The following is a 23,316-nucleotide window of genomic DNA, read 5'->3' on the forward strand; positions in this document are numbered from 1 at the left end:
TCGTCAGTAGAACTCGACGGTGTCGACGCGGTTGATCAGTTCCTCGCCGTCGAGGAACCGGGTGGCGTTGCGCGCGAACAGTTCCGCGATGAGCCGGTCCTCCGCGGGATTCAGCGCCGCGGTGTGCGGGCTGACCAGTACGTTCGGATGCGTCCACAGCGGGCTGTCGGATGCCAGCGGCTCGGACGCGAACACGTCCAGCGCGGCGAAGCCGACCCGCCCGTCCTCGATGGCCGCGGTCATGGCGGCCTCGTCGACGACGCTGCCGCGGCCGACGCTCACCACCGTCACTCCGGGCTTGACGGCGCCGAATACCTTTGCGCTGACGAGGCCTTCGGTGGCGCTGGTTCCGGGAAGTGTCACGACGATGCCGTCCGCGTCGCCGACCACGTCCGCCAGTCGGTCGGGGTGCACGATCTCGTCGACCCCCTCGACCGCGGTGTCGCGCCTGCTCGTTCCCACGACCGTCGCGCCGAGGGCCTTCAGTTTTAGCGCCGTCGCGCGGCCGATGCTGCCCAGTCCGACGATGACGATGCGCTGCCCGGACACGGTTCTCATGGCCCACCGGCCGCTCCACGTCTTGTCGCGCTGCTGGGCGAGTAGCCGCGGGAGGGTCTTGGCGCCGGCCAGCAGGCCGAAGACGGCGAACTCGGCGAGTGGTGCCGCGTGCACGCCGGCGGAGGTGCTGAATGCGATGCGGCCGAGTTGCTCGTCGGTGAGTCCGGCCGCCTTCACCTGGGCTCCGCCGCCGGCCGGCATCGTGTGCACCCAGCGGAGGCCGGGGTTGACGCGCACCGTTCTCGTCAGTGCCGCGGGCGTCTCGTCGGGCACGCCGTACAGAGCCTGCGCCGAATCGACCAGGTCGTCGAAGGCCTTCTGCTGCTCCGCGGTCCGGGTGAACGACGGGTCGCCGGAGTGGTCGCCCGGGAATCGGGACGGCGGCAGCAGATCCTGCTCGCGGATGAAGTCGATGCGCGGTTCCGCCCGCGTGACGAGGTCGATGAGTTCCTCGCTGACGGGGGTCGCGGCGACTACACGGAGTCGCCCGTCGTGCGGCTTCGGGTCAGGTGCGCTCACTGCGGATTCCTTCGGTACGAGACCAGCTCTGGCCATATGTTCAGAATAAAAACTCTGCACTAATCATGTGATTCAGTCAACACTTTCGATTACGTATGACAAATAACGCTGGGCGCGGTAGGGTCCTCGCCATGCCAGTGACCTGGGTCACTGCACTGACCTGTTTGTGACCGCGCTGAACGTGGTCCCGTCCCGCAACGGAGCAGAAGATGTCCCCACACTCGAAAATGCCGGAACACAGTGGATCCACCCGACCGGTGCGCGCCTCCGACGACCCGGACTACGCCGCGAACCTCAAACGCGCGACGCTCGCCAGTTCCATCGGCAGCGCACTCGAGTACTACGACTTCGCCCTGTACGGCCTGGCGTCGGCGCTGATCTTCGGTGAGCTGTTCTTCCCCGCGATGGGCGCGTCGGCCGCGCTGATGGCCAGTTTCGGCACGTACGCCGTCGGATTCCTGGCCCGCCCCGTCGGCGGTCTGTTCTTCGGCGCCCTCGGCGACCGCATGGGGCGCAAGGCCGTCCTGATGATCACGATCGCGATCATGGGCGGCGCGAGCACCCTGATCGGCGTGCTGCCCACCGGCGCCCAGGTCGGCATCTGGGCGCCGATCCTGCTGGTCGCGCTGCGACTGCTGCAGGGCTTCGGCGCCGGCGCCGAGCAGGCCGGTGCCACCACGCTGATGGCGGAGTACTCCCCCACCCAGCGACGCGGCTTCTTCTCCGCACTCCCGTTCGTCGGGATCATGGTGGGCACCCTGATGGCGTCGGGGGTCTTCGCGATCCTCGGTCAGATCGATCGCGAACTGCTCCTCGCCTGGGTGTGGCGGGTGCCGTTCCTCGCCTCTATCTTCCTCATCGCGGTCGCCGTGTTCATCCGGCTCCGCATGCAGGAGAGCCCGACGTTCATCAAGTTGGAGAAGCAGGATCAAATCAGCGAGAGCCCGTTCCGGGAACTGATCGGCAGTTCGATGCCCAGCGTGCTCCGCGGCATCGGCCTGCGGATGGCCGAGAACGGCGGCTCGTACATCTTCCAGACCCTCGGCATCAGCTACGTGACGACCGTGGTGGGCGTCAGCAAGTCGATCGGACCGCTCGCGATCGCGTGCGGCGCCGCCATCGGCATGCTCGTCATCCCGTTCTCGGGCGCGCTGTCGGACCGCTTCGGCCGGATGCGGGTGTACCGGTTCGGTGCGGCGCTGCAACTCGTCCTCGCCGTCCCGTCGTGGTGGCTGCTCTCGCTCGGCAACCCGTACCTCGTGGTCGCGACCCTCGCGGTCAGCTACGGGATCGGCGTCAACGTGATGCTCGGCGCGCAGTGCGCCGCCCTGCCCGAGCTGTTCGGAAACCGTCACCGCTACATCGGCGTCGCGGTGGCCCGGGAGACGAGCGCGATCCTGGCCGGGGGCATCGCCCCCTTCGTCGGCGCGCTGCTGCTGTCGCTGATGAACAACTCGTGGGTGCCGCTCGCGATCTACGTGCTGGTCCTCAGCGTCATCTCGTTCGCCACGACGTTCGTGACCCCCGAAACCCGTGGCCGCGACCTCGGGCTCGCGTGGGACGCGATGGCCGACCCGGTGCACGGCCCGGATGCCGTTGCCCCGTCCAAGGATCGGGTCGACGCATGAGGCTCGCCCGCATCGCCACCGCCTCGGGGCCGCGGCCGGTGTGCCTGCGCGACGGTCGCTGGCACGAGGTGGCCGATCCGTTCGCGGACACCTTGACGTTCACTGGACCCGCACACGACGTCGACGGGGCGCGCCTGCTCGCGCCTGCCGAACCGCGGGTCCTGCTCGGGATGGCGCACAACGGCGCACCCGGAGATCGCGATCTCCCGTTGCAGGCGTTCATGAAGTCGGCGCGCACGGTGATCGGCCCCGAAAATCCGATCCTGGTCGACGAGGGGCTGGGGAAGGTCGTCGTGGAGGGCGAACTGGCCGTCGTCCTCCGGCGCACGTGCCGCAATCTGCGCCCCGAGGACGTCCCGTCCGCGATCCTCGGCTACACGATCGGCAACGACGTCACCGCCGTGGAGCAGATCGCGCTCGACGACAAACTCACCCAGGCGAAACACGGCGACGGCTTCACCCCGCTGGGTCCGTGGATCGAGACGGACCTCGACCCCGGCGACGTGCCGATCGCCGTGCGCGTCAACGGGGTCACCGTGGCGGAGGCGTCCACCCGGCAGCTGGCGTGGAACGTGTCCGAGCAACTGGTCCACCTCACCCGGTATCTGACGCTGGGGCCGGGGGACGTGGTGCTCACGGGTTGCCCGTTCACGTCGGGCCCGATCGAACCGGGCGACCGCGCCGAGATCACGCTCGACGGAATCGGCACGCTCGGCAACCCGGTGGGTGCGCTGTGACCCTGTTCGATCTGTCCGGGCGCATCGCCCTCGTCACCGGTTCGAGCCGGGGAATCGGCTACGCGCTCGCGCGGGGTCTGGCCGGGGCGGGCGCCACGATCGTGCTCAACGGGGTGTCCCCCGGCCGTCTCGCGCAGGCCCGCGAGCAGCTCGGCGCGGAGTTCGGCGAGGCCCGGGTCCACGCGTACGCGTTCGACGTCACCGATCCCGGGCGGGTGACAGAATCCGTCGAGCGGATCGAGTCGGAGGTCGGGCCGATCGAGATCCTGGTGAACAACGCTGCGCTGCAGCACCGCCAGCTCCTGCTCGATGTCACCCTCGAGGACTGGAACAGGGTGATCACGACAGACCTCACCAGCGCCTTCCTCGTCGGGCGTGCGGTCGCGCGATTCCAGATCGGCCGTGGCAGCGGGAAGATCGTCAACGTCTGCTCGGTGCAGAGCGACCTGGCCCGGCCCACCATCGCGCCGTACACCGCCGCGAAGGGCGGTTTGCGGAATCTGACCCGCGCGATGACGGCGGAGTGGGCACGCTCCGGGCTGCAGATCAACGGCCTCGCCCCCGGCTACATCCACACCGAGATGACGCAGTCCCTCGTCGACGACGCCGAGTTCGACGCCTGGCTCCGCGGCCGGGCGCCGGCAGGCCGGTGGGGCACTCCGGACGATCTCGTGGGTCCGGCGGTGTGGCTGGCGTCGGACGCCTCCCGGTACGTCAACGGTCAGGTGATCTTCGTCGACGGCGGGATGACGTCGGTGGTGTGACGAGTCACCGGCCGACGGCGGCGGGTTCGGTCTGCACGTCCCCGAAGGAACGGCGGGTGTGCCGGACGAGTTCGCGGAGCGCGGGACCCCCGAGGCTCTTCCAGACCAGTGCGAGCACGGCCGGGATGTCGACGCCGTCGAGAGCGACCGCCGTCAGCCGGCCCCGGTAGTCCGTGGCCATCGACTCGCTGAGGATCGCCACCCCCAGCCCGCGGATCGCGAGGTCGGCGACGGCGTCGGGTGCGCTCGCCTGCAGGGCGATGTCGGGACGCAGGCCTGCGGCCGCACACGCCTCGTCGAACACCGTCCGGATGCCCGTTCCCGTCGGCATACATACGATCGAATGGTCGCCGAGTTCGGTCAGCGTGACTCGCGACCGTTCGGCCAGCGGGTGGTCCGGCGACACGGCGGCGACCAGCCCCTCGCTGATGATCGGGAACGCGTCCAGCCCTTCCGGCGGGGCGGTCGAGGTGGCGACGAGAGCGAGATCGATCGCACCGGCGCGGACGCGTTCGACGAGGCGGTCGGAGCTGTCCTCGGTGAGCGTGATCTCGATCCCGGGGTGCGCGACGTGGAACGCGGACAGCGCGTCGAACAGCGGCTTGATCGTGCACGCGGTGACCATCCCGACGACGAGCCTCCCCCGGATCAGCTGGTTCACGTCGTCCACGGCCTGCCGCATCGCGTCGGCCGAGGCGAGGGCTGCGCGGGCGTGCAGCAGCGCCGCCTCCCCCGCCGCCGTGAGCGTCGCCGTCCGGCTCGACCGGTCGATCAGCGTGGCGCCGAGGTCGTGCTCGAGTTGCCGGATCTGAGCGCTGATTCCCGACTGGCTGATGTGGACGCGTTCCGCGGCGCGGGTGAAGTTCGCTTCCTCGGCGACCGCGACGAAGTACTCGAGTTGCCTCAGTTCCATAACCAATGATTCTAGTATTCAGCAGAACTATCTGTTGGACTTCCGGTTGCGCCGGCACCACCCTGGAAAGGGACAGCAGTTCACCCACGAAAGGATTCCCGGTGACCGACTACGAGAAGGCCCAGAACCCCGAAGACCTCACCCGACTGTTCGTCGAGCGCAGCAACGCAGGCGACGCGGCCGGAGTCGCCGCCCTGTACGAGGAGAACGCCGTGATGGCGTACCCGCCCGGCAGCCGGACCGTCGGCCGGGCCGCCATCCGGAAGCTGTGGGAGTCGGTGCTCGCGAACGCGCCGCACTTCGAACCGGAGACACCGCTCCCCACCCTGATCAGTGACGACATCGCGCTCACGTCCACCCCGCCGAAGGACGGATCCGGCGCGCGGGCGCAAGTCGTCCGCAGGCAGCCGGACGGAACCTGGCTCCGACTCCTCGACCAGCCGGAATTCGTCCCGCCCACCAGCTGAGCCGGCCCCTACACGGCATGAACTTCGTTGTCCACCATTGCATCTGCATTCGGATCGGTGGGATCATAGAGGTCATGCGCAGACCGCGTTGGCCGGCAGTAGCACCACCCACCACCGGAGGACACCGGGTCCACGGCCCCCTGCTCCTCACGGCCGAAGACCACCTCACGCTCGAGCTGTTCGAGATCGTGGCGTTCCCGGACGGCCTCCAGCTCCGGATGGCCCTGACCGCGACGGGCAGACCCGCGGAGCTGGCGCAGTACGAGACCCGCTCGCTGTCCGACCCTGACGATCCGTCCACGCGGTGGTCCTATCTGTCGGTGCGGGCGCGCGTCGACGACATCGAGGGTGAGGCCGACCCCTACCATCCGGCGGCGGCGTCGAAGCCGTGCGGGAGCGGGCCGCCCGAGTACCGGACCGAGCCGCACTACTGGCTCGACGCGATCCCCGCATCGGGTTTCATCTCGGTCACCGCCGGCTGGCCGCGGATCGGCCTCGGTTCGACGACCACCACCATCGGCCTCGAATCGAGCACGCGAACGTCGTGACCGGTCAGGCGCAGCAGTTGGGGTCGAGGACGACCCGCAGTGCGTCGAGGGCATCCGGTCGAGCGCTGTAGAAGACGTTCATGCCGCGGCGCACTGCCTGGACCATTCCCGCCTTCTTCAGCTGGCCGAGGTGGTGGCTGACGGTCGACTCGGACAGGCCCACGCCGGTCGCGAGATCGCACGTGCACACCTCGCCCTCGCTCGCGGTCAGCAGGATCGACATCAGCTTGATCCGGACCGGGTCGGCCAGGGCCTTGAGCCGGAGCGCGACGTGCAGCGCGGACTCGTCGGTCATCGGGGCGGCCGAGACGGGCGCGCAGCAGATCGGTCCGGACACATCGAGAACCGGCAGCGTCTTGGGCATGAAGCCATGATCCCACCTTCTTGACATATGTCAAAAAGGTGGGATTCTGTGAATGCAGAGCAATTCGACATATGTCACACAAGTGGAGGTTGTCATGTCCCGCGCCCAACTAGCCCTCAATGTCGACGACCTGGAGGAAGCAGTCACGTTCTACTCGAAATTGTTCGACACCCGGCCCGCGAAACTGAAGCCGGGATACGCGAATTTCGCCATCACGAAACCACCCCTGAAACTGGTGCTGCTGGAGAACCCCGGCCAGGGCGGCACCGTCAACCACCTCGGCGTCGAGGTCGAATCGAGCGCCGAAGTGCACGAGGAGATCACCCGGCTGACCGCGGAGGGCCTCTTCACCGACGAAGAGATCGGCACCACCTGCTGCTTCGCCACCCAGGACAAGGTGTGGGTCACCGGCCCAGCCGGCGAGAAGTGGGAGGTCTACACCGTGCTCGCCGACTCCGACACGTTCGGGTCGAGCCCCCGGCACCGTGACTCCGACACCGCCGCCGATGCCGAGGAGGCCACCTGCTGCGGCACCGACGCCGGAACCTCCTGCTGCTGACCCGGGCCGCCGGATGGGAGCAATAGAGAAACCCCGCCGCCTGCATCACTACAGTCGACGGGGTTTCTTTGTGCGCCCGAAGGGATTCGAACCCCTAACCTCTTGATCCGTAGTCAAGTGCTCTATCCGTTGAGCTACGGGCGCATGTTCTTCAGTTGTCTAGCTTTCACCGGCCGTCTAGGCCCGGTGTGGCGGAGGCGAGAGGATTTGAACCTCCGGTCCCTCGTAAAAGGGACAACTCATTAGCAGTGAGTCCCATTCGGCCGCTCTGGCACGCCTCCCTGGGGTGGTTCCGATCCCTTCGGACCGCCGGTGCGAAAGATTACACACCTTTCCACCACAAAGGCAAAACGGCTGGTCAGCGCGCAGGAATGGCCGCTCTAACGCAGGTGGCTGTCGAACCAGTCGAAGATCCGCCGCTGCGCGTCGACGATGGCCTGCGCGCCCGGGTCGTCGTCCCGGTCGGGCACCTGTGGAGGTTCGTCGGCCCGGTGCGCGAGCCCGGCGTAACTCACGACGAGTCCCGCGACGTCGGACTTGGCGGTGGCGTCGCGCAACATCTCGACCTGATCGGGCGGTGTGGACGGGTCGTCCTCCCCGTACAGACCGAGCCACGGCGCCTTCAGCCCGGGCGCCGCGTGCACCAGCGCGGGCGCGTCCTCCGACAGCGGTTCGACGATCCCGCGGGCGGCGACGCTCACGGCGGCGCCGACGGGACGGGTCGTGGCGACGAGCAGGGCGGCGGTTCCGGCGTCGTCGAATCCGAGCACCCCTACGCAGTCGGCGTAGATCCCCCGCGCGATCAGCCAGTCGAAGGTGGCGTCGAAGTCGGCGAACAGGGCGTCGCCGAACACCTCGACGTCGCTGGTCGCCGGTTCCCGGTGGAAGAGGTGCGGCGCCACCGTCACCCACCCCTCCATCGCGAGCGAACGCATCAGATCGAGGAGGGCGTCGCTGAACGTGCGCGACTCGTGCAGGATCACGATCCCGCCCCGCGCCGGACCGTCCGGTTCCACCGCGGTGAGCGGAACGCGCCTCTGCGGGTCTACGGGCGCGTCTCCGGACGTCCGCAGGGCCGCACTGTCCCTGAAGAATCCCGACATGTCCCTACCTTGGCACGAAGGGGGCGTCGGCGCAGTGGATCGGGAGGCGCATAATCGCCTGGTGACTCCGCGAACCAGGGCAGACCTCGACTCGATCACGGCATACGTTCCCGGCAAGAGCTATCCCGGCGCGATCAAGCTGGCCAGCAACGAGACCACGCTGGGACCGTTACCGAGCGTGCGCGACGCCATCGCAGACGCCGTCGCCGTCGCGAACCGGTACCCGGACAACGGTCACGTCGCGCTGATCGCGGCCCTCGCCGGCCACTTCGGGGTAACCGCTGCGAACGTCGCGGTCGGGGCCGGATCCGTGAGCCTGTGCCAGGAACTCGTCCACGCCACCTGCAACGACGGCGACGAAGTCATGTTCGCGTGGCGCTCGTTCGAGGCGTACCCCGTGGTCACCAGCGTGGCGGGCGCGGTCCCGGTCACGGTGCCCCTCACCCCCGACTACCGGCACGACCTCGATGCGATGGCGGCCGCGGTCACCGACCGGACGCGGCTGATCTTCGTCTGCACCCCGAACAATCCGACCGGGCCTGCCCTGGGCACGGATGAGCTCGAGCGGTTCCTCGACGCCGTGCCCGACCGCGTGGTCGTCGCCCTCGACGAGGCCTACTTCGAGTACAACCGGTCGGGCGCCGACGGTCTCGACCTGTTCCGCCGGTACCCGAACGTGGTGGTGTTGCGCACGTTCTCCAAGGCCTACGGCCTGGCGGGTCTCCGCGTGGGATACGCGATCGCCGATCCCGCGGTCGTCACCGCGCTGAGCAAGGTCCACATCGCGTTCACGGTCAACGCCGTCGCGCAGGCCGCCGCCATCGCGTCGCTGGCCGCGTCCGGTGAACTGCTGGCACGCACGGACGGCGTCGTCGCCGAGCGGGGCCGGGTACGCGACGCCCTGCTCGCAGCCGGATACGAGGTGCCCGAATCCGCCGCCAACTTCGTCTACCTCCCGCTGGGCACCCGCTCCGGAGCGTTCGGTGCGGCCAGCGCCGAGGCCGGTGTCGTGCTGCGCCCGTACGGCAACGACGGGGTGCGGATCACGATCGGCGATCCCGAGGAGAACGACGCGTTCCTCGCGTTCGCGACGAGCACCGAGGCGCGCTCGATCGCGAACATCGCCGTCCGGGCGTAACGCTCGAGATGTAAACGTTACCCACGGGTACAACGCCCGTGACTCCTTGTTGGCAGACTCAGTGAGGTTTTGCCGAAGGGAGACCGTCCATGCGTCGCCGCGCCGCGCTCCGCACTGCCGTGCTGGCGGCTGGACTGGCGACGACGCTGGCGATCTCGGTGACGTCGGGGCTGTCGGCGCAGGCCCAGGATTCGGCGGTCTCCGTCCGGCTCCTCGCTTTCAACGACCTCCACGGCAGCCTCGAACCGCCGCCCGGCGTCCGCAGCCAGGTCAAGCACGCCGACGGTTCGCTGGTCCCGGCCGGCGGCGCCGCCTACCTGGCCGCCTACGTCTCGCAGCTGCGCGGTCAGGCCACCCGTTCACTGCTGTATTCGGTGGGTGACAACTGGGGGTCGTCGGCGCTCGAATCCGCGATGTTCCACGACGAACCGACCGTGCAACTGCTCAACCGGATGGGCGTCGACGCGTCCGCGGTCGGCAATCACGAACTCGACGAGGGATACACGGAGTTCCGGCGGATGCAGACCGGCGGCTGCCATCCCGTCGACGGCTGCCGGTTCGGAAACACGTTCGCGGGCGCGGACTTCCCACTCCTCGCCGCGAACATGGAGTTCGACGACGGCGCACCCGCGACACTGCCGTTCACCGTCGACTACGTGGAAGGCATCCCGGTCGGGGTCATCGCGACCATGCCCGCCGACACCGCCACGATGGTGACACCGGAGGGCGTCGGCGGGCTGCGCTTCACGGACGAGCTCACGGCCGTCGACCGGACCGCGGATCTCCTCGACTTCTTCGGCGTCCGGGCCATCGTGCTGCTGCTGCACCGGGGAGCCGAACCCGTCGCCGACAACGGCCCGAACTCGTGCGAGGTGACGTCGGGACCGGCACGCGACCTCGCGCTGCGGGCGTCCCCGAAGGTCGACGTCATTTTCACGGCCGACAGCCACCAGCAGTACAACTGCTCGTTTCCCGACCCGATGGGCAACCCGCGCGTCATGATGCAGGGCGCGTCCCACGGCCGCATCGTCTCCGTGGTGGACGTGTCGATCGACCGCACCACCCGGGACGTCCTGCGCGACCGCACGTCCGCGTTCAATCAGGTGGTCACCCACGACATCCCGCCCGACCCCGACATCCAGGCGCTCGCCGACAGCGCCACCGCCCAGGCCTCCCGGATCGGTGCGGCGCGGGTGGCGTCGCTGTCCGGCGACCTCACCCGCGACGAGACCGCCGGCGGCGAATCGACCCTCGGAAACGTCGTTGCCGACGCCCAGCTCGCCGCCGGGTCCGGGCACGGCGCCCAGGTGGCGCTCACCAACCCCGGCGGACTCCGCGAAGACCTGCTGCGCGGCGCCGACGGCGCCGTCACCTACGGGCAGACGTACGCTGCTCAACCGTTCGGCAACACCCTCGAGGTCCTGACCGTCACCGGCGCGGTGCTGAAGACCGCCCTGGAGCAGCAGTTCCAGCCCCGCGGGGACGGCACGGTCACCGAGCGGATCCTGGCGCCGTCGAGTTCGCTGACATACGCGCTGAATCGCTCGGCGATCGTCGGCGAACGCATCTCGGACCTCCGGGTGAACGGTGCAGCCGTCGACCCCGCGCTCTCCTACCGGGTGGCGGTCAACAAGTTCCTCGCCGACGGCGGCGACGGGTTCGACGCGTTCCGCACCCGCACCGAGACGGTGCACGCGGGCTGCGACCTCGACGCCTTCACGACGTATCTGGGAGCGCATTCACCCGTTACGCCGCCGAACACCGACCGGATCACCGTGGTCGGTTAGGAACGCCCGTTCAGACGCCGAGCGCGCTCTTCAGGACCGGCCACGACGTGCGCAGTTCGTCCTGCCAGTACGGCCACGAATGCGTGCCGAAATTGCGGTAGGCGAACGTCGCCGGGATCGCGAGCTGGGTCAGGCGTCGCTGGAACGTCTGCGTGCAGAGGTTCGCCGCCGCCTCGAGCGGGCCGCCCACCGCGATCGTGGACGCGATGTCTCCGGTGATCTCGTACGGTCCGGGAAGCCCGTTGCCGGTGGAGATGTAGATCTGCTTGCCGCGCAGCGCTTCGGCGTTCACCGACGGATCGTGCGCGGTCCAGGCGGGATCGGTGTCGGGACCCCACATGTTGGCCGGGTTCCCGCCCTTGAACGCCACCGTGCCGCGGACCGAGTCACGCGAGCTGGGGTTCGAGTTGTCGAGGCATCCGCTGTAGGCCGCGAGTCCGCGGTAGAGCTGCGGGTGCCTGGTGACGAGGTTGGCGGCGCCCATCGCGCCCATCGACACACCCGCGACGGCGTTGACGCCGTTGCCGCTGAAGTTCTTGTCGATGATCGGCGGGAGTTCGTCGGCCAGGAACGTCTCCCACTTGTTGATTCCCAGCGTGGGGTCGGGCTGCAGCCAGTCGGTGTAGTAGCTGGCGGTGCCCCCCACAGGGAGCACCACGTTGACCTTCTTGTCGGCGAAGAACTGGACGACGTCCGTCTTCTGCGTCCACGTGCTTTCGCGGAAGTCCGACTCGGCGCCCGCACTGACGCCGTCGAGCAGATACAGCGACGGCCGCGAGCCGCCACCGGCAGGATGCAGGACCTGCACCTGGACGACACGGCCCATGGCGGGGGAATTGATGAAGACGGCACTACGGGTGTCGGTGAGCGGGACGATCTTGTCGACGCTCGCGACGCCGTGGCCCTGGGGCGCGACCGGAGCAGGCACCGGATCGGCCACTGCAGTGAACGCCGGCCCCAGAAGGGTCAGTGACACTGCCAGACCGACAGCAGCCATTGCTTCGCGACGCATAAAGTAAACCCTCTTCCCCGGACTGTGTGGACCCCGATTGCACAGTACAAAATGCGTCCGGTCAACAAGAGCTTAGAGGGTTTGTGACAGCTGTGTGCTCCACCGTGATCACGTTGTAGTCACCACGGTTCGCTTGGCGGACCGCTACTTGGACAGTGCCGACTTCAGCTGATCAAGACCTTCCCCGCTGAGTTCGTCGAGCGAGGCGCTGCGTCCCGTCATCGCCAGCACGAGCGCCAGCATCGGGCCGGAGACCTCGGGTCCCGATCCGTTGGTCCAGTCGGTGTCGGTCGCCCGCAGCGTCAACCCGGCGACCCGCGACTTCGACCCGATCAGCAGGTTCGAATTCTTGTAGAAGTCGGCGACGCGGACGACGGCGTCCATCGGATACTCGTGCGCGATGCCGAGCGGCCGGCGGATGTCCTCGCCGTGGACGATCATCTCGCCCAGCATGGCGTCGATCGGGCCCGGTGGGTGGGTGGAGTCGGCCATGTGCGCCCGGAACTCGTCGAGCGACTCCGCCGGTGTTCCTTCCTCTTCGTGTGCGATGTCCTTCTCGAACATATTGTTGATCCGAAATCCCGACCCGACGAGTTTTCCGACGAATTTCGGCGGCGTCATCTTCTCCGTCGCCGTCATGTGCGCGAACACGTCGCGCACAGTCCACCGCTCGCAGAGCGACGGCGTCGACCACTGAGTGTCGGTCAGCGGTTCGAGGTCGTCCACCAGGGCGCGGCGTTCTTGGTGAATCGTGGGCCAGGGGCTTGACGTTGTCATTTTTCACTCCCTCGTCGCCAAGAATTCTTCCACTTCAGGACGTAGGCGGCGAGACCCATTGCACAACGTGTTAGTCACGACTAACGTATTGGTCGTGCTCGATCAGTTGGAAGTCGCAGCTGAGCCCACCCGGAGACGCCTCATGCAACTGCTGACAGCAGGTGAACAGACCGTCAACAACCTCGCCGCACACTTCCCAGCGAGCCGGTCTGCGATCTCGCAACATCTCCGGGTGCTCACCGAGGCCGGGCTGGTCACCGCGCGCAAGGACGGACGCTTCAGGTACTACCGGCTCGATCCTCAGGGACTCGCACAGCTCCGCACGTTGTTCGACTCCTTCTGGATCGACGAACTCGACCGCCTCGTCGCGGACGCCACCGACGAAGCAGGATCCAAAGGAGACAGCTGATGCCATTCGACAAGACCGTCGTCGTCCCGCTGGACCCGGACGCCACGTTCGATCTCGTCACCAGACCGGACCGATTGCGGCGGTGGCAGACCGTCGCGGCCCGCGTCGACCTGCAGGCCGGGGGCGAGTACCGGTGGACCGTGGTTCCCGGGCACTCGGCGGCGGGCACCTTCCGGGAGGTCGTGCCCGGACAGCGGGTGGTGTTCGGGTGGGGCTGGGAAGGCGACGACGAACTCCCACCGGGAGCGTCCACCGTGGCGGTCACCCTCACCCCGACCACCGGCGGCACCGAGGTGCGCCTCGTGCACGACGGGCTGAACGCCGAACAGGCCGCCCGCCACGCGGAGGGCTGGAACCATTACCTCGACCGGCTCGTCGTCGCCGCCCAGACCAGCGACGCCGGGCCCGACGACTGGGCGGCCGCACCGGACCCGCTCGACGAGCTGTCCAGCGCCGAAGCGACATTGGCTGTCGTGCAACGCGTCCTGCGCGGCGTCACGGCGGAGGACATGTCCCGGCAGACGCCGTGCACCGAGTTCACCGTCGCCCAGCTCGCCGATCATCTCGTCGGTTCGATCACCGCCCTCGGCGGCGCGGCGGGCGCGACGTTCGACGACGACCCCGGCAAACCCGTCGAGGCCAGAATCGCCGACCTCGCCCAGCCCGCGCTCGAGGCGTGGCGCAATCGCGGCCTCGACGGCACCGTGACGCTCGGGACGAACAACGCCCCCGCAACCGTCGCCGCGGGGATCTTGTCGATCGAATTCCTGATCCACGCCTGGGATTTCGCGGCAGCGACCGATGGCGACGTGGCCGTTTCCGAGCCGCTCGCCGAGTACGTGCTGGCGTTGGCACACAAGATCATCTCGCCCGAAGGCAGGAAGGCCGTCGGGTTCGACGACCCCGTACCCGTCGAGCACACCAGCGACGCGGTGACCCGGCTCATCGCCTACACCGGCCGCCACCCCGTCCCGGCGGCCTGACACCTCACACGGAAAGGTCCAGTCATGCCCAACAAGTCGGAATACGCCCAGGGAACACCGAGCTGGGTAGACCTCCAAACCAGCGATCAGGACGCGGCCAAGAAGTTCTATTCGGAACTGCTCGGCTGGGAATACGACGACCGGCCGATGCCCGAGGGCCCCGTCTACTCGATGGCCACGGTGCGCGGCGAGAACGTCGCCGCCATCGCGCCACTGCCGCCCGACGCGGCGAAGGCGGGGGCGCCTGCGAATTGGAACACCTACATCGCGGTCGACGACGTCGACGCGACGGTCGCGAAGGTCCCCGATGCAGGCGGCCAGGTGCTGATGCCTGCGTTCGACGTCTCGGACGCCGGCCGCATGTCCTTCGTCACCGACCCCACCGGGGCGGCCGTCGGATTGTGGCAGGCGAACAGGCACATCGGGGCCTCGCTCGTCGGCGACCCGGGCGCGTGCCTGTGGAACGAACTGAACACCGGCGATGTCGAGAAGGCGCTCGCGTTCTACAACAGCGTCTTCGGGATCACGTCGTCGACGATGTCCATGGGGCCGGAGTACACGTACCACCTGCTCGAGGTGGGCGAGGATCAGGTCGGGGGCTGCGGTCAGCCGATGACGCCCGGCACCCCCAATCACTGGCGGGTGTACTTCGCCGTCGAGAACGTGGACGCCAGCGCCGCCAAGGTCGTCGAACTCGGCGGCACGATCGTCGAAGAAGCGATGGACATCCCCACCGTCGGCCGCATGGCCGGTGTCGCCGACCCGCAGGGCGCGACGTTCAGCATCATGACGCCCGAGGAACGTCAGGGTCAGTAACCGTGAAGATGCCGAAACCCTCCGAGGAGGACAAGCAGTTCTTCCGCTCGCTGATCCCCGACACCCCCGGCGTCGAGGTGAAGCCGATGTTCGGCAACTTGGGCGCGTTCGTGAACGGCAACATGTTCGCCGGGCTGCTCGGGCCGAGCGTCGGGGTGCGACTCCTCGACGAGCGGGCGAAAGCCGAACTGGCGTCCACCGACGGCGTCGGCGGATTCGGCCCGGGTGAGAAGCCGATGCGCGAATACCTGGCCATCCCCGACCGGTGGCGGGATACCCCGGACCTCGCCACCCCGTGGATCGAACGCGCGCTCGCCGAGGTCGCCGAACTGCCACCGAAACAGCCGAAGCCGCGGAAGAAGTAGAAAGCGACAGCAGCCCTGGTGATGTGGCCGTGGAGCCGGATCAGCTCGTCGGCGGCGAGACGATGCGCACCGACCGCGGCGGGCGTGCGACGGTGAAGCCGTGCCGGAGAGCGGCCACCGTGAGCGGCTCGGGACTCGGGTCTGTCGGCCAGTCCGCCTCACCCGCCTCCCCGAACAGCGCCACTGCGTTGGCGCTCGGGCCGGTGGTGAAGCGGGTCTGGTACCGCAGGCCGGTGAAGCTGACGGCGTCGAACGCGGCGGCCCATTCCTGCGGCACCGAATAGGGGGTCATGGACGACAGTTCTCGGGTCAGACCGAAATCCGCGGCCGCGTCCGCGCAGGTGTCGGCCACGTTGTGTGCGTGCGGCACGGTCAGGGTCGACAGCTGCCGCTCGGCAGCGAAGGTCTCGCTGATGATCCCGGTCGTTGCCAGTGCTTCCCCGACAGCCTCGCGGATCGCGGTGAGCTCGTCGAACGCGACGTAGCAGGTGCCCCGGGGCGGCGTCAGATCGAACCGGCCGCCGCCGGACGAGGAGAACCACCACGGACCGTTTCCCTTGCTGTGTCCGCGGTGCAGCGCCTGCGTCGCGGTGAGCTCGTAACCGGGGAAATGCTGCAGTGGACGGGACGGAGGGCAACGGAATCTCGTGTCACGCGGCCCACCGCTCGGCGTCGGCCCGGGCAAGCGCTAGCGGCTCCTCGACCGAGCGGCCGGCGGTGACCCAGTCGACCGCAGTGCGGTCGCCGAGTTCGGGCTGCGGGCTGCGCAGCCAGACCGCGCAGGTCCACGGGTCGGCGGCTGTGCGCAGAGCCTTCCACAGGGCGATCAGGTGCGGATGCACGGTTCTCGCGTCCGTGAACTGCCACGTCGGGTAGACCCACTGGCCGTCGTCGAGCCGGCAGGCGATCACGGTGCCGGCGGCGACAGCCTTGTTGACCGCTTGGCGGCTGATGCCCCACCACCGGGTCAGGCCGCCGGTGTCGTAGAACGGGCCCACCAGCAAGTCGTAGACGTGGGTGGTGGGCAGTGCCGCGGCCATCGACGCGGCGATCGATTCGACATCGTCGAAGACCTCGGCGGGGACGCCGGCCGCGCGCGCGTCGGTGAACGTCTCGTGGACGCGGCGGGTGAGAAGGGCCATGAGCTTGCGTTCCTGCTCGACCAGGGTGTCCATGCGCTCCTCCTAGCGGTCAACTGCGTCAACCCAAGTGTCCCGAGATCCGACAACCACGTCAACGCCATGGGAGCTCGTTGCTCCAATCCCGTCCAATGCTCGATCAGGCTCGATCTGCGGCAAGTGTGGGCAAAACGTGGGCACGGACCGACTGACCTCCACCGGTCACCGCAACGAAAAAGGCTCCGACCTGGCATCCATCACCAGATCAGAGCCTTTTCACTCTGCGGAAGCGGAGGGATTTGAACCCCCGGTGGGTTTAACGCCACGCTCGCTTTCAAGGCGAGTGCATTCGGCCGCTCTGCCACGCTTCCGTGGGCGATCTTATCGGTACGGACGCGGCATCGGGCAACCGGTCAGCGGTCGCCGATGGCCTTGTCGACGCGTTCGAACACCTCGGCGAGAACCTTGAGCTGAGACTTGGTGAGCAGATCGACGAGGTTGCTGCGCACCCCGGCTACATGGGTGGGGGCCGCGTCGGCGAGCCGGGCGCGACCTTCGTCGGTGATGACGGCGAGCACCCCGCGACCGTCCTCGAGGCAGGTGTCGCGGGTGACCATGCCCTGCGCCTCCATCCGCCGGATCTGGTGGGTGAGACGGCTGCGGGAGGAGAGGACGCCGTCCGCGAGGTCGCTCATGCGCAGCGAACCGTCCGGCGACTCGGACAGCAGCACCAGGATCCGGTAGTCCGCGAGGGAGAGGTCGTGTTTCTCCTGCAGATCCCGGTTGAGGACGTCCATCAGCCGCTGGTTGCCGTCCATGTATCCGCGCCATGCGCGCATCTCGGCCGCCGTCAACCAGTTGGTCGCGGCTTCGGCGTCGGAGGTTTCTGCTGTCACAGGTTCACATTCTAGTAGTCCGACATTACTTTCCAGTAGCGTGCGGTGCCGGAAGAGGCCGAGCGGTCGCCTCGACCGGTCGCGGGCACCGGACGGCGCCGCGTTTCGCTAGCGTCGTTCCCATGTATGCGATCACGATCGACCAACCGGGCGGCCCCGAAGTCATGACGTGGGCCGAGCAGCCGGACCCGGAACTTCCCCCCGGTCACGTTCTCCTCGACGTCGCCGCGACGGCCGTCAACCGCGCCGACCTGCTGCAGCGTCAGGGGTTCTATCCCCCGCCGCCCGGGGCCAGCGACATCCTCGGGCTCGAATGTTCCGGCACGATCGCCGAACTCGGCGAGGGAGTCTCCGGGTGGTCCGTCGGCGACCAGGTGTGTGCGCTGCTCGCCGGCGGCGGCTACGCGGAGAAGGTGGCCGTCCCCGCGTCGCAGCTTCTCCCACTCCCCGAAGGGGTGGATCTGCTCGTCGCGGCGTCGCTGCCGGAGGTCGCGTGCACGGTATGGGCGAACGTCGTGATGGGCGCCGGACTGTCCCGCGGCGACGTGCTGCTGGTGCACGGCGGTGGCGGCGGCATCGGCACCCACGCCATCCAGGTGGGTGTCGCGCTGGGGGCCCGCGTGGCCGTCACCGCCGGATCCGAGGAGAAACTGGCGCGCTGCCGCGAACTCGGCGCCGACATCCTCGTCAACTACCGGGAAGCCGATTTCGTCGAAGAGATCCGCAAGGCGACGGACGGGCACGGCGCCGACGTGATCCTCGACAACATGGGCGGCGCGTACCTCGGCCGCAACGTCGACGCGCTCGCCGCCGACGGCCGGCTCGTCGTTATCGGCATGCAGGGCGGCCGCAAGGGCGAACTGGACCTGGGCAAGGTGCTGGCCAAACGCGCCCACGTGACCGCCGCCGGACTGCGGGGGCGCCCCGAGTCGGGCCGCGAGGGCAAGGCCGACATCGTCGCCGACGTCCGCAAGCGGCTCTGGCCGCTGATCGCGGAGGGCGCGGTCCACCCCGTCGTCTCGGCCGAACTGCCCATCACCGAGGCGCCGCGCGGACACGAACTGCTCGACTCCGCCGACACCGTCGGCAAGGTGATCCTGACGATCCCGCGGAAGTGACGCGTCGCCCGGTGTGACCTTCGTCCCGGCGAAACGAATGTCACATCGGGCGGGCTCGGTTTCAGCCCAGAGTGGCGAGCTCGTTGACGAGCTGGTCGATCTCGTAGCGGGTGGTGTACGGCGCGAGCCCGATGGTGACGGCGCCCCCCTCGTCGTTGACACCGAGGGCGTCGAGCAGCCGGGAACCGCCGTGGACGCCGCTGACGGTGGCGATCCGCTTGTCTGCGAGGTGCGAGGCGACCTTGTCGGCCGAGACTCCGGCGACGGTGAAGCTGAGCGTCGGAACCCGGCTCGGCGACCGCCCGATGACCATGACCTGCGGTAGCCGCTTCAGCGAGGACATGAGGTGGTCGAACAGGGTGTCCTGGTAGTTCTGCAATGAGCTGATGGACGCCTCGAGCTTCTCGCGCCGGGAACCGGTGGCCGACTCGTCGAGGTTCGCGAGGAAGTCGATCGACGTGGTGAGTCCGGCGAGGAGCGCGAACTGGTGCACCCCGACCTCGAGACGTTCGACACCCCGCGCATATGGGTTGAGCGACACGGCCGGGATGCGGTCGAGGAGGGAGGGGTCGCGGAAGACGAGTGCCCCGACCTGCGGTCCGCCCCAGGAGGTGGCGCCGACGGCGACGATGTCCGCACCGAGTTCGTTGATGTCGACGTGTGCATAGGGGGCGGCGCCGATCGCGTCGACGACCATCAGTCCGCCGACTTCGTGAACACGGTCCGAGGCGACGCGGACGTCGGGCGCCGAGCCGACGATCGGGGAGGCGGCGGTGAGCGCGACCAGACGCGTCGTGGTGGTGATGAGGTCCTGGAACTGCCAGCTGGGGAGTTCGCAGGTCTCGATCTCGACCTCCGCCCACCGCACCTGGGCGCCGTAACGGCTGGCGACGCGCAGCCAGGGCGCCACGTTCGCTTCCTCGTCGAGGCGGGAGAGCACGAGCCCGGTTCCGAGACCGAGTCGCGTGCTCAGCGACTCCGCCAGCCAGGCCAGGAGAACGGATCGGTCGGGTCCGAGCACGACCCCGGCGGGATCGCCTCCGACCAGGTCGGCGACGGCTGCTCGGGCCGCATCGAGAACCGCCGCACTGCGCCGGCTGGACACATGTCGTCCGGTCGACGAAGAGGCAGAAGCCCGGAAGGCCGTGGAGACAGTGCGCGACACCGCGTCCGGAATCTGCATGCCGGCCTGCGGATCGAGATGGATCCAACCGTCGCCGAGTGAGGGGATGAGTCCCCGAACGCGGGCAACGTCGTAAGCCATGCCCGACACTCTAAGACCCCAAGTCAATACGGTCGAAGCCAGCCATCGATTGTTGCCAAATGCAACATAGATGGAAAGGGCCAAATCGGACGCACTTTCGCACTGCCGCGCAGGAACAGCCAAGATGGAGGCATGACGAACTCGGAGAATGAACACGTAGTCGTGATCGGTCCCGACGGTCAGCCCATGGCCATTCCCGTCGCGGAGGCCGCGAGCAAGCCCGAGGACTCCGACGCCGAAGCCGCCGCAACCGAGAACGGGAACGGGAACGGCGCCGAGTCGATCGCCGACATGGTGGAGCAGCCGGCCAAGGTCATGCGCATCGGAACGATGATCAAGCAGCTTCTGGAGGAGGTGCGCGCGGCACCGCTCGACGACGCCAGCCGCAACCGGCTGAAGGAGATCCACAAGTCGTCGATCCACGAGCTCGAGCAGGGCCTGGCCCCCGAACTGCGCGACGAACTCGAACGCCTCACGCTGCCCTTCACCGACGACACCGTCCCCAGCGACGCCGAACTCCGCATCGCGCAGGCACAGCTGGTGGGGTGGCTGGAAGGACTGTTCCACGGCATCCAGACGGCCCTGTTCGCCCAGCAGATGGCGGCCCGCTCCCAACTCGAGCAGATGCGTCAGGGAGCCCTGCCTCCGGGCATCAGCATGGGCAACCCACACGGGCCGCACAACAACGATCCGGGATCGCAGTCGAGCGGTACCGGCCAGTACCTGTAGCAACGGGCGAAACAGCATGGAACTCGACTCCCGGTAGGCTCGGTGCCCGTGTCAGCATCCGCTATCGAAACCGAGGCCGCAGGCGGCCCGCTCCCGGCGTCCGACTCGCAGACCTTCCGGCGCGCGTTCAAGGACCTCAGGGACGGCTTCGCTCAGCGCGAGCTGTGGCTGAGCCTCGGCTGGCAGGACATCAAGCAGCGCTACCGCCGGTCGGTGATCGGCCCGTTCTGGATCACCATCGCCACCGGCGTTCAGGCCGCGGCGATGGGCATCCTCTACTCGGCCCTGCTGGACATCCCGCTGGACGAGTTCCTGCCGTACGTCACGGTGGGTCTGATCGTCTGGAACCTGATCAGCGCGAGCATCCTCGAGGGGTCCGAGGTGTTCATCGCCAACGAGGGGCTGATCAAACAGCTGCCGTCGGCGCTGAGCGTCCACGTGTACCGGCTGGTGTGGCGGCAACTGCTGCTGTTCGCCCACAACCTCGTCATCTACGTGATCATGGTGTTCGCGTTCGGGGTGTGGCGGCACCTGACCTGGATGTCGCTGGCCGCGATCCCGGCGATCGCGCTGATCGTCGTCAACGCGGCGTGGGTGTCGATCATGTTCGGCATCTTCTCCACCCGCTACCGGGACATCGCGCCGATCCTCGGCAGCATGACGCTGCTGCTGTTCGTGCTGACACCGATCATGTGGACCACGCAGAGCCTGGAGGCGCAGGGCGGTCAGGCCGCCGAGCGCGTCAAGCTCGCCGAACTGAACCCGCTGTTCCACTACCTCGACATCGTGCGCGCGCCGATGATCGGCCAGGACCAGCAGGCGTACCACTGGTACATAGTCCTGGCCATCACCGTCGTCGGGTGGACCGCCGCCATCCTCGCGCTTCGCAAGTACCGGGCCCGCGTGCCCTACTGGGTATAGGGGTCTGAACAGATGACAGAACATGTGAGTATCGAGACGCGGGACGCCTGCGTCGACTTTCCGATCTTCGACGCCAAGTCCCGGTCGCTGAAGAAGGCGTTCCTCGGCAAGGCCGGCGGATCCATCGGTCGCAACAACTCGGACGTCGTGGTGGTCGAGGCCCTGCGCGACATCAACCTGTCACTGAAGGAAGGCGACCGGATCGGTCTGGTCGGCCACAACGGTGCCGGCAAGTCGACGCTGCTGCGGTTGCTGTCCGGCATCTACGAGCCCACCCGCGGCAGCGCGAGCATCCGCGGCCGCGTGGCCCCGGTCTTCGACCTCGGTGTGGGCATGGACCCCGAGATCTCCGGTTACGAGAACATCATCATCCGCGGGCTGTTCCTCGGGCAGACCCGTAAGCAGATGCTCGCGAAGATGGACGAGATCGCCGACTTCACCGAGCTGGGCGAGTACCTGTCGATGCCGCTGCGCACGTACTCCACCGGCATGCGGGTGCGTGTCGCGATGGGCGTGGTCACCAGCATCGACCCGGAGATCCTGCTGCTCGACGAGGGCATCGGCGCCGTCGACGCGGAGTTCATGAAGAAGGCGCGCGTGCGGCTGCAGGCGCTGGTGGAGCGGTCCGGCATCCTGGTGTTCGCCAGCCACTCCAACGAGTTCCTCGCCCAGCTCTGCGACCGGGCCATGTGGATCGACCATGGTCAGATCCGGCAGGAAGGCGGCATCGAGGACGTCGTCCGCGCGTACGAGGGCGACGACGCCGCCGACCACGTCCGCCACGTCATCTACGAGATGGACCGGGAGAAGTCCGGGCTGAGCCGCCCGGCCGAACGGGACGCCCGTAGCGTCGGATCGAACGAGCGTCCCGTTCGCGCGGCCGCGGAAGCCGAGGCGGAGTCCGCGTGAGCGCTGCCGAGCGGATCGTCGGCGTCGTCGTCACTCACAAACGCCGGGAACTGCTGGCGGAGTCGCTGAAGGTCCTCGGCTCGCAGACGCGTCCGCTGGACCATCTCGTGGTCGTGGACAACGCCGCCGAGGACGACGTGCGCGCACTCGTCGAATCGGCCGGGATCCCCACCAGCTACCTCGGGTCTCAGCACAATCTGGGCGGGGCGGGCGGCTTCGCCCTGGGGATTCTGTACGCCCTCTCGCTCGGCGCCGACTGGGTGTGGCTGGCCGACGACGACGGCAGGCCCGAGGGGCCGAAGGTCCTGGAGACGCTGCTCGACTGCGCCCAGCGGCACGGGCTCGCCGAGGTGTCGCCCGTGGTCTGTGACATCGACGACCCCGACCGCCTCGCCTTCCCGTTGCGCCGCGGCGTCGAGTGGCGTCGGCTGCGGTCCGAACTGTTCACCGACGGCGACGACTCGGCCGACCTACTGCCGGGCATCGCGTCGCTGTTCAACGGCGCCCTGTTCCGGGCGTCGGCGATCGACACGGTCGGCGTCCCCGACCTGCGGCTGTTCGTCCGCGGCGACGAGGTGGAGGTGCATCGCCGGCTGGTGCGGTCCGGGCTGCCGTTCGGCACCTGCCTGCAGACGGCGTACGTGCACCCGAACGGCGCGGAGGAGTTCAAGCCGATCCTCGGTGGCCGGATGCACACGCAGTACCCGGACAACGAGACGAAACGGTTCTTCACCTACCGCAACCGCGGCTATCTGCTGTCCCAGCCGGGCATGCGGAAGCTGCTGCCGCAGGAATGGGTGCGGTTCGGGTGGTACTTCCTCGTCACGAGGCGTGATCCGCAGGGTCTGCGGGAGTGGATGCGGCTGCGCAAGCTGGGCCGTCAGGAGCGGTTCGAGCGACCGTAAATTCGGTTG

The 23,316-nt window shown here is 68.2% G+C and carries 27 protein-coding genes and 3 tRNA genes; 17 read left to right on the forward strand and 13 right to left on the reverse strand.

Annotation, left to right across the window (positions count from 1 at the left end; genetic code table 11):
• Positions 1 to 3: 3 nt before the first annotated feature.
• Complete coding sequence (locus CA951_RS36770; RefSeq protein ID WP_087561562.1) at positions 4 to 1,077, reverse strand: D-2-hydroxyacid dehydrogenase; 1,074 nt, start codon at positions 1,075 to 1,077, stop codon at positions 4 to 6.
• Positions 1,078 to 1,304: 227 nt separating this feature from the next.
• Here CA951_RS36770 and CA951_RS36775 point away from each other — a divergent pair, with 227 nt between their 5' ends.
• From CA951_RS36775 to CA951_RS36785, 3 genes are read left to right on the forward strand one after another with little or no spacing between them, the layout of a single operon-like run.
• Positions 1,305 to 2,705: an MFS transporter gene (locus tag CA951_RS36775; protein ID WP_087561563.1), complete on the forward strand. Its 1,401-nt coding sequence runs from the start codon at positions 1,305 to 1,307 to the stop codon at positions 2,703 to 2,705.
• Complete coding sequence (locus tag CA951_RS36780; protein ID WP_087561564.1) at positions 2,702 to 3,442, forward strand: fumarylacetoacetate hydrolase family protein; 741 nt, start codon at positions 2,702 to 2,704, stop codon at positions 3,440 to 3,442. The genes CA951_RS36775 and CA951_RS36780 overlap by 4 nt, the downstream gene beginning before the upstream one ends.
• On the forward strand, positions 3,439 to 4,206 hold the full coding sequence (locus CA951_RS36785; RefSeq protein ID WP_087561565.1) for an SDR family oxidoreductase: 768 nt from the start codon (positions 3,439 to 3,441) through the stop codon (positions 4,204 to 4,206). The genes CA951_RS36780 and CA951_RS36785 overlap by 4 nt, the downstream gene beginning before the upstream one ends.
• 4 nt (positions 4,207 to 4,210) lie before the next feature.
• On the opposite strand, the gene CA951_RS36790 is transcribed toward CA951_RS36785, so the two are convergent.
• A complete protein-coding gene (locus tag CA951_RS36790; RefSeq protein ID WP_087561566.1) occupies positions 4,211 to 5,119 on the reverse strand; it encodes a LysR family transcriptional regulator in 909 nt (302 codons plus the stop codon).
• A 101-nt stretch (positions 5,120 to 5,220) separates the two neighbouring features.
• Between CA951_RS36790 and CA951_RS36795 the strand changes: the two genes are divergently transcribed.
• On the forward strand, positions 5,221 to 5,586 hold the full coding sequence (locus CA951_RS36795) for a nuclear transport factor 2 family protein (protein WP_087561567.1): 366 nt from the start codon (positions 5,221 to 5,223) through the stop codon (positions 5,584 to 5,586).
• 74 nt (positions 5,587 to 5,660) lie between these two features.
• Entirely contained in the window at positions 5,661 to 6,134 is a 474-nt protein-coding gene (locus CA951_RS36800; RefSeq protein ID WP_087561568.1) for a hypothetical protein, read from the forward strand.
• A gap of 4 nt (positions 6,135 to 6,138) precedes the next feature.
• Here the strand turns inward: CA951_RS36800 and CA951_RS36805 are convergent, their stop codons facing one another.
• The gene (locus tag CA951_RS36805; protein ID WP_087561569.1) at positions 6,139 to 6,498 is read right to left on the reverse strand and encodes an Rv2640c family ArsR-like transcriptional regulator; all 360 of its coding nucleotides are present in this window, start codon (positions 6,496 to 6,498) and stop codon (positions 6,139 to 6,141) included.
• A 94-nt stretch (positions 6,499 to 6,592) separates the two neighbouring features.
• Here CA951_RS36805 and CA951_RS36810 point away from each other — a divergent pair, with 94 nt between their 5' ends.
• Positions 6,593 to 7,057, forward strand: coding sequence for an ArsI/CadI family heavy metal resistance metalloenzyme (locus tag CA951_RS36810; protein WP_087561570.1), 465 nt, complete (start codon positions 6,593 to 6,595; stop codon positions 7,055 to 7,057).
• A gap of 71 nt (positions 7,058 to 7,128) precedes the next feature.
• On the opposite strand, the gene CA951_RS36815 is transcribed toward CA951_RS36810, so the two are convergent.
• The 3 genes from CA951_RS36815 to CA951_RS36825 form a co-directional block, all read right to left on the reverse strand.
• Positions 7,129 to 7,201: transfer RNA gene (locus CA951_RS36815), tRNA-Arg, on the reverse strand.
• 45 nt (positions 7,202 to 7,246) lie between these two features.
• Positions 7,247 to 7,338 (reverse strand) — tRNA-Ser (locus CA951_RS36820).
• A 99-nt stretch (positions 7,339 to 7,437) separates the two neighbouring features.
• On the reverse strand, positions 7,438 to 8,160 hold the full coding sequence (locus tag CA951_RS36825; RefSeq protein WP_087561571.1) for a dienelactone hydrolase family protein: 723 nt from the start codon (positions 8,158 to 8,160) through the stop codon (positions 7,438 to 7,440).
• A 61-nt stretch (positions 8,161 to 8,221) separates the two neighbouring features.
• On the opposite strand from CA951_RS36825, the gene hisC reads away from it, so the two are divergent.
• Both hisC and CA951_RS36835 read left to right on the forward strand, forming a co-directional pair.
• Entirely contained in the window at positions 8,222 to 9,298 is a 1,077-nt protein-coding gene (hisC, locus tag CA951_RS36830) for a histidinol-phosphate transaminase (RefSeq protein ID WP_087561599.1), read from the forward strand.
• A gap of 89 nt (positions 9,299 to 9,387) precedes the next feature.
• On the forward strand, positions 9,388 to 11,085 hold the full coding sequence (locus CA951_RS36835; protein ID WP_087561572.1) for a bifunctional UDP-sugar hydrolase/5'-nucleotidase: 1,698 nt from the start codon (positions 9,388 to 9,390) through the stop codon (positions 11,083 to 11,085).
• Positions 11,086 to 11,095: 10 nt separating this feature from the next.
• On the opposite strand, the gene CA951_RS36840 is transcribed toward CA951_RS36835, so the two are convergent.
• Both CA951_RS36840 and CA951_RS36845 read right to left on the reverse strand, forming a co-directional pair.
• On the reverse strand, positions 11,096 to 12,097 hold the full coding sequence (locus CA951_RS36840; RefSeq protein WP_087561573.1) for an alpha/beta hydrolase family protein: 1,002 nt from the start codon (positions 12,095 to 12,097) through the stop codon (positions 11,096 to 11,098).
• A gap of 144 nt (positions 12,098 to 12,241) precedes the next feature.
• Complete coding sequence (locus CA951_RS36845; RefSeq protein WP_087561574.1) at positions 12,242 to 12,874, reverse strand: maleylpyruvate isomerase family mycothiol-dependent enzyme; 633 nt, start codon at positions 12,872 to 12,874, stop codon at positions 12,242 to 12,244.
• A 142-nt stretch (positions 12,875 to 13,016) separates the two neighbouring features.
• On the opposite strand from CA951_RS36845, the gene CA951_RS45260 reads away from it, so the two are divergent.
• Genes CA951_RS45260 through CA951_RS36865 form a run of 4 tightly spaced genes read left to right on the forward strand, consistent with a single transcriptional unit; the run spans position 13,017 to position 15,447 of the window.
• Positions 13,017 to 13,283 carry a helix-turn-helix transcriptional regulator gene (locus CA951_RS45260; protein WP_236581075.1) on the forward strand — a complete coding sequence of 89 codons (267 nt, stop codon included), beginning with the start codon at positions 13,017 to 13,019 and terminating at the stop codon, positions 13,281 to 13,283.
• Positions 13,283 to 14,266, forward strand: a complete 984-nt coding sequence (locus CA951_RS36855; RefSeq protein ID WP_087561576.1) for a TIGR03086 family metal-binding protein — start codon at positions 13,283 to 13,285, stop codon at positions 14,264 to 14,266. The genes CA951_RS45260 and CA951_RS36855 overlap by 1 nt, the downstream gene beginning before the upstream one ends.
• A 24-nt stretch (positions 14,267 to 14,290) precedes the next feature.
• A complete protein-coding gene (locus CA951_RS36860; RefSeq protein ID WP_087561577.1) occupies positions 14,291 to 15,082 on the forward strand; it encodes a VOC family protein in 792 nt (263 codons plus the stop codon).
• A 2-nt stretch (positions 15,083 to 15,084) separates the two neighbouring features.
• Positions 15,085 to 15,447 carry a TfoX/Sxy family protein gene (locus tag CA951_RS36865; RefSeq protein ID WP_087561578.1) on the forward strand — a complete coding sequence of 121 codons (363 nt, stop codon included), beginning with the start codon at positions 15,085 to 15,087 and terminating at the stop codon, positions 15,445 to 15,447.
• 40 nt (positions 15,448 to 15,487) lie between these two features.
• Here CA951_RS36865 and CA951_RS36870 read toward each other — a convergent pair whose 3' ends face one another.
• The 4 genes from CA951_RS36870 to CA951_RS36885 form a co-directional block, all read right to left on the reverse strand.
• Complete coding sequence (locus CA951_RS36870; protein WP_087561579.1) at positions 15,488 to 16,132, reverse strand: RES family NAD+ phosphorylase; 645 nt, start codon at positions 16,130 to 16,132, stop codon at positions 15,488 to 15,490.
• Positions 16,098 to 16,622 (reverse strand): hypothetical protein, encoded by a 525-nt coding sequence (locus tag CA951_RS36875; protein WP_087561580.1) that lies wholly within the window; start codon positions 16,620 to 16,622, stop codon positions 16,098 to 16,100. Before CA951_RS36875 ends, CA951_RS36870 begins: the two co-directional genes overlap by 35 nt.
• 227 nt (positions 16,623 to 16,849) lie before the next feature.
• A tRNA-Ser gene (locus tag CA951_RS36880) sits at positions 16,850 to 16,936 on the reverse strand.
• Positions 16,937 to 16,978: 42 nt separating this feature from the next.
• Complete coding sequence (locus CA951_RS36885) at positions 16,979 to 17,461, reverse strand: MarR family winged helix-turn-helix transcriptional regulator (RefSeq protein ID WP_087561581.1); 483 nt, start codon at positions 17,459 to 17,461, stop codon at positions 16,979 to 16,981.
• A 122-nt stretch (positions 17,462 to 17,583) separates the two neighbouring features.
• Here CA951_RS36885 and CA951_RS36890 point away from each other — a divergent pair, with 122 nt between their 5' ends.
• Positions 17,584 to 18,579 carry an NAD(P)H-quinone oxidoreductase gene (locus tag CA951_RS36890; RefSeq protein ID WP_087561582.1) on the forward strand — a complete coding sequence of 332 codons (996 nt, stop codon included), beginning with the start codon at positions 17,584 to 17,586 and terminating at the stop codon, positions 18,577 to 18,579.
• Positions 18,580 to 18,640: 61 nt separating this feature from the next.
• Here CA951_RS36890 and CA951_RS36895 read toward each other — a convergent pair whose 3' ends face one another.
• Positions 18,641 to 19,843, reverse strand: a complete 1,203-nt coding sequence (locus CA951_RS36895) for a cysteine desulfurase-like protein (protein WP_087561600.1) — start codon at positions 19,841 to 19,843, stop codon at positions 18,641 to 18,643.
• Between the two features lie 132 nt (positions 19,844 to 19,975).
• On the opposite strand from CA951_RS36895, the gene CA951_RS36900 reads away from it, so the two are divergent.
• The 4 genes from CA951_RS36900 to CA951_RS36915 are packed head-to-tail and all read left to right on the forward strand — an operon-like array spanning position 19,976 to position 23,307.
• Positions 19,976 to 20,572, forward strand: coding sequence for a bacterial proteasome activator family protein (locus CA951_RS36900; protein WP_087561583.1), 597 nt, complete (start codon positions 19,976 to 19,978; stop codon positions 20,570 to 20,572).
• 48 nt (positions 20,573 to 20,620) lie between these two features.
• On the forward strand, positions 20,621 to 21,493 hold the full coding sequence (locus CA951_RS36905; protein WP_087561584.1) for an ABC transporter permease: 873 nt from the start codon (positions 20,621 to 20,623) through the stop codon (positions 21,491 to 21,493).
• 12 nt (positions 21,494 to 21,505) lie between these two features.
• Positions 21,506 to 22,402, forward strand: coding sequence for an ABC transporter ATP-binding protein (locus CA951_RS36910; protein ID WP_087561585.1), 897 nt, complete (start codon positions 21,506 to 21,508; stop codon positions 22,400 to 22,402).
• Entirely contained in the window at positions 22,399 to 23,307 is a 909-nt protein-coding gene (locus CA951_RS36915; protein ID WP_087561586.1) for a glycosyltransferase, read from the forward strand. Before CA951_RS36910 ends, CA951_RS36915 begins: the two co-directional genes overlap by 4 nt.
• Positions 23,308 to 23,316: the final 9 nt, after the last annotated feature.

The organism is Rhodococcus sp. NCIMB 12038, assembly GCF_002165735.1.
Lineage (GTDB): Bacteria > Actinomycetota > Actinomycetes > Mycobacteriales > Mycobacteriaceae > Rhodococcus_F.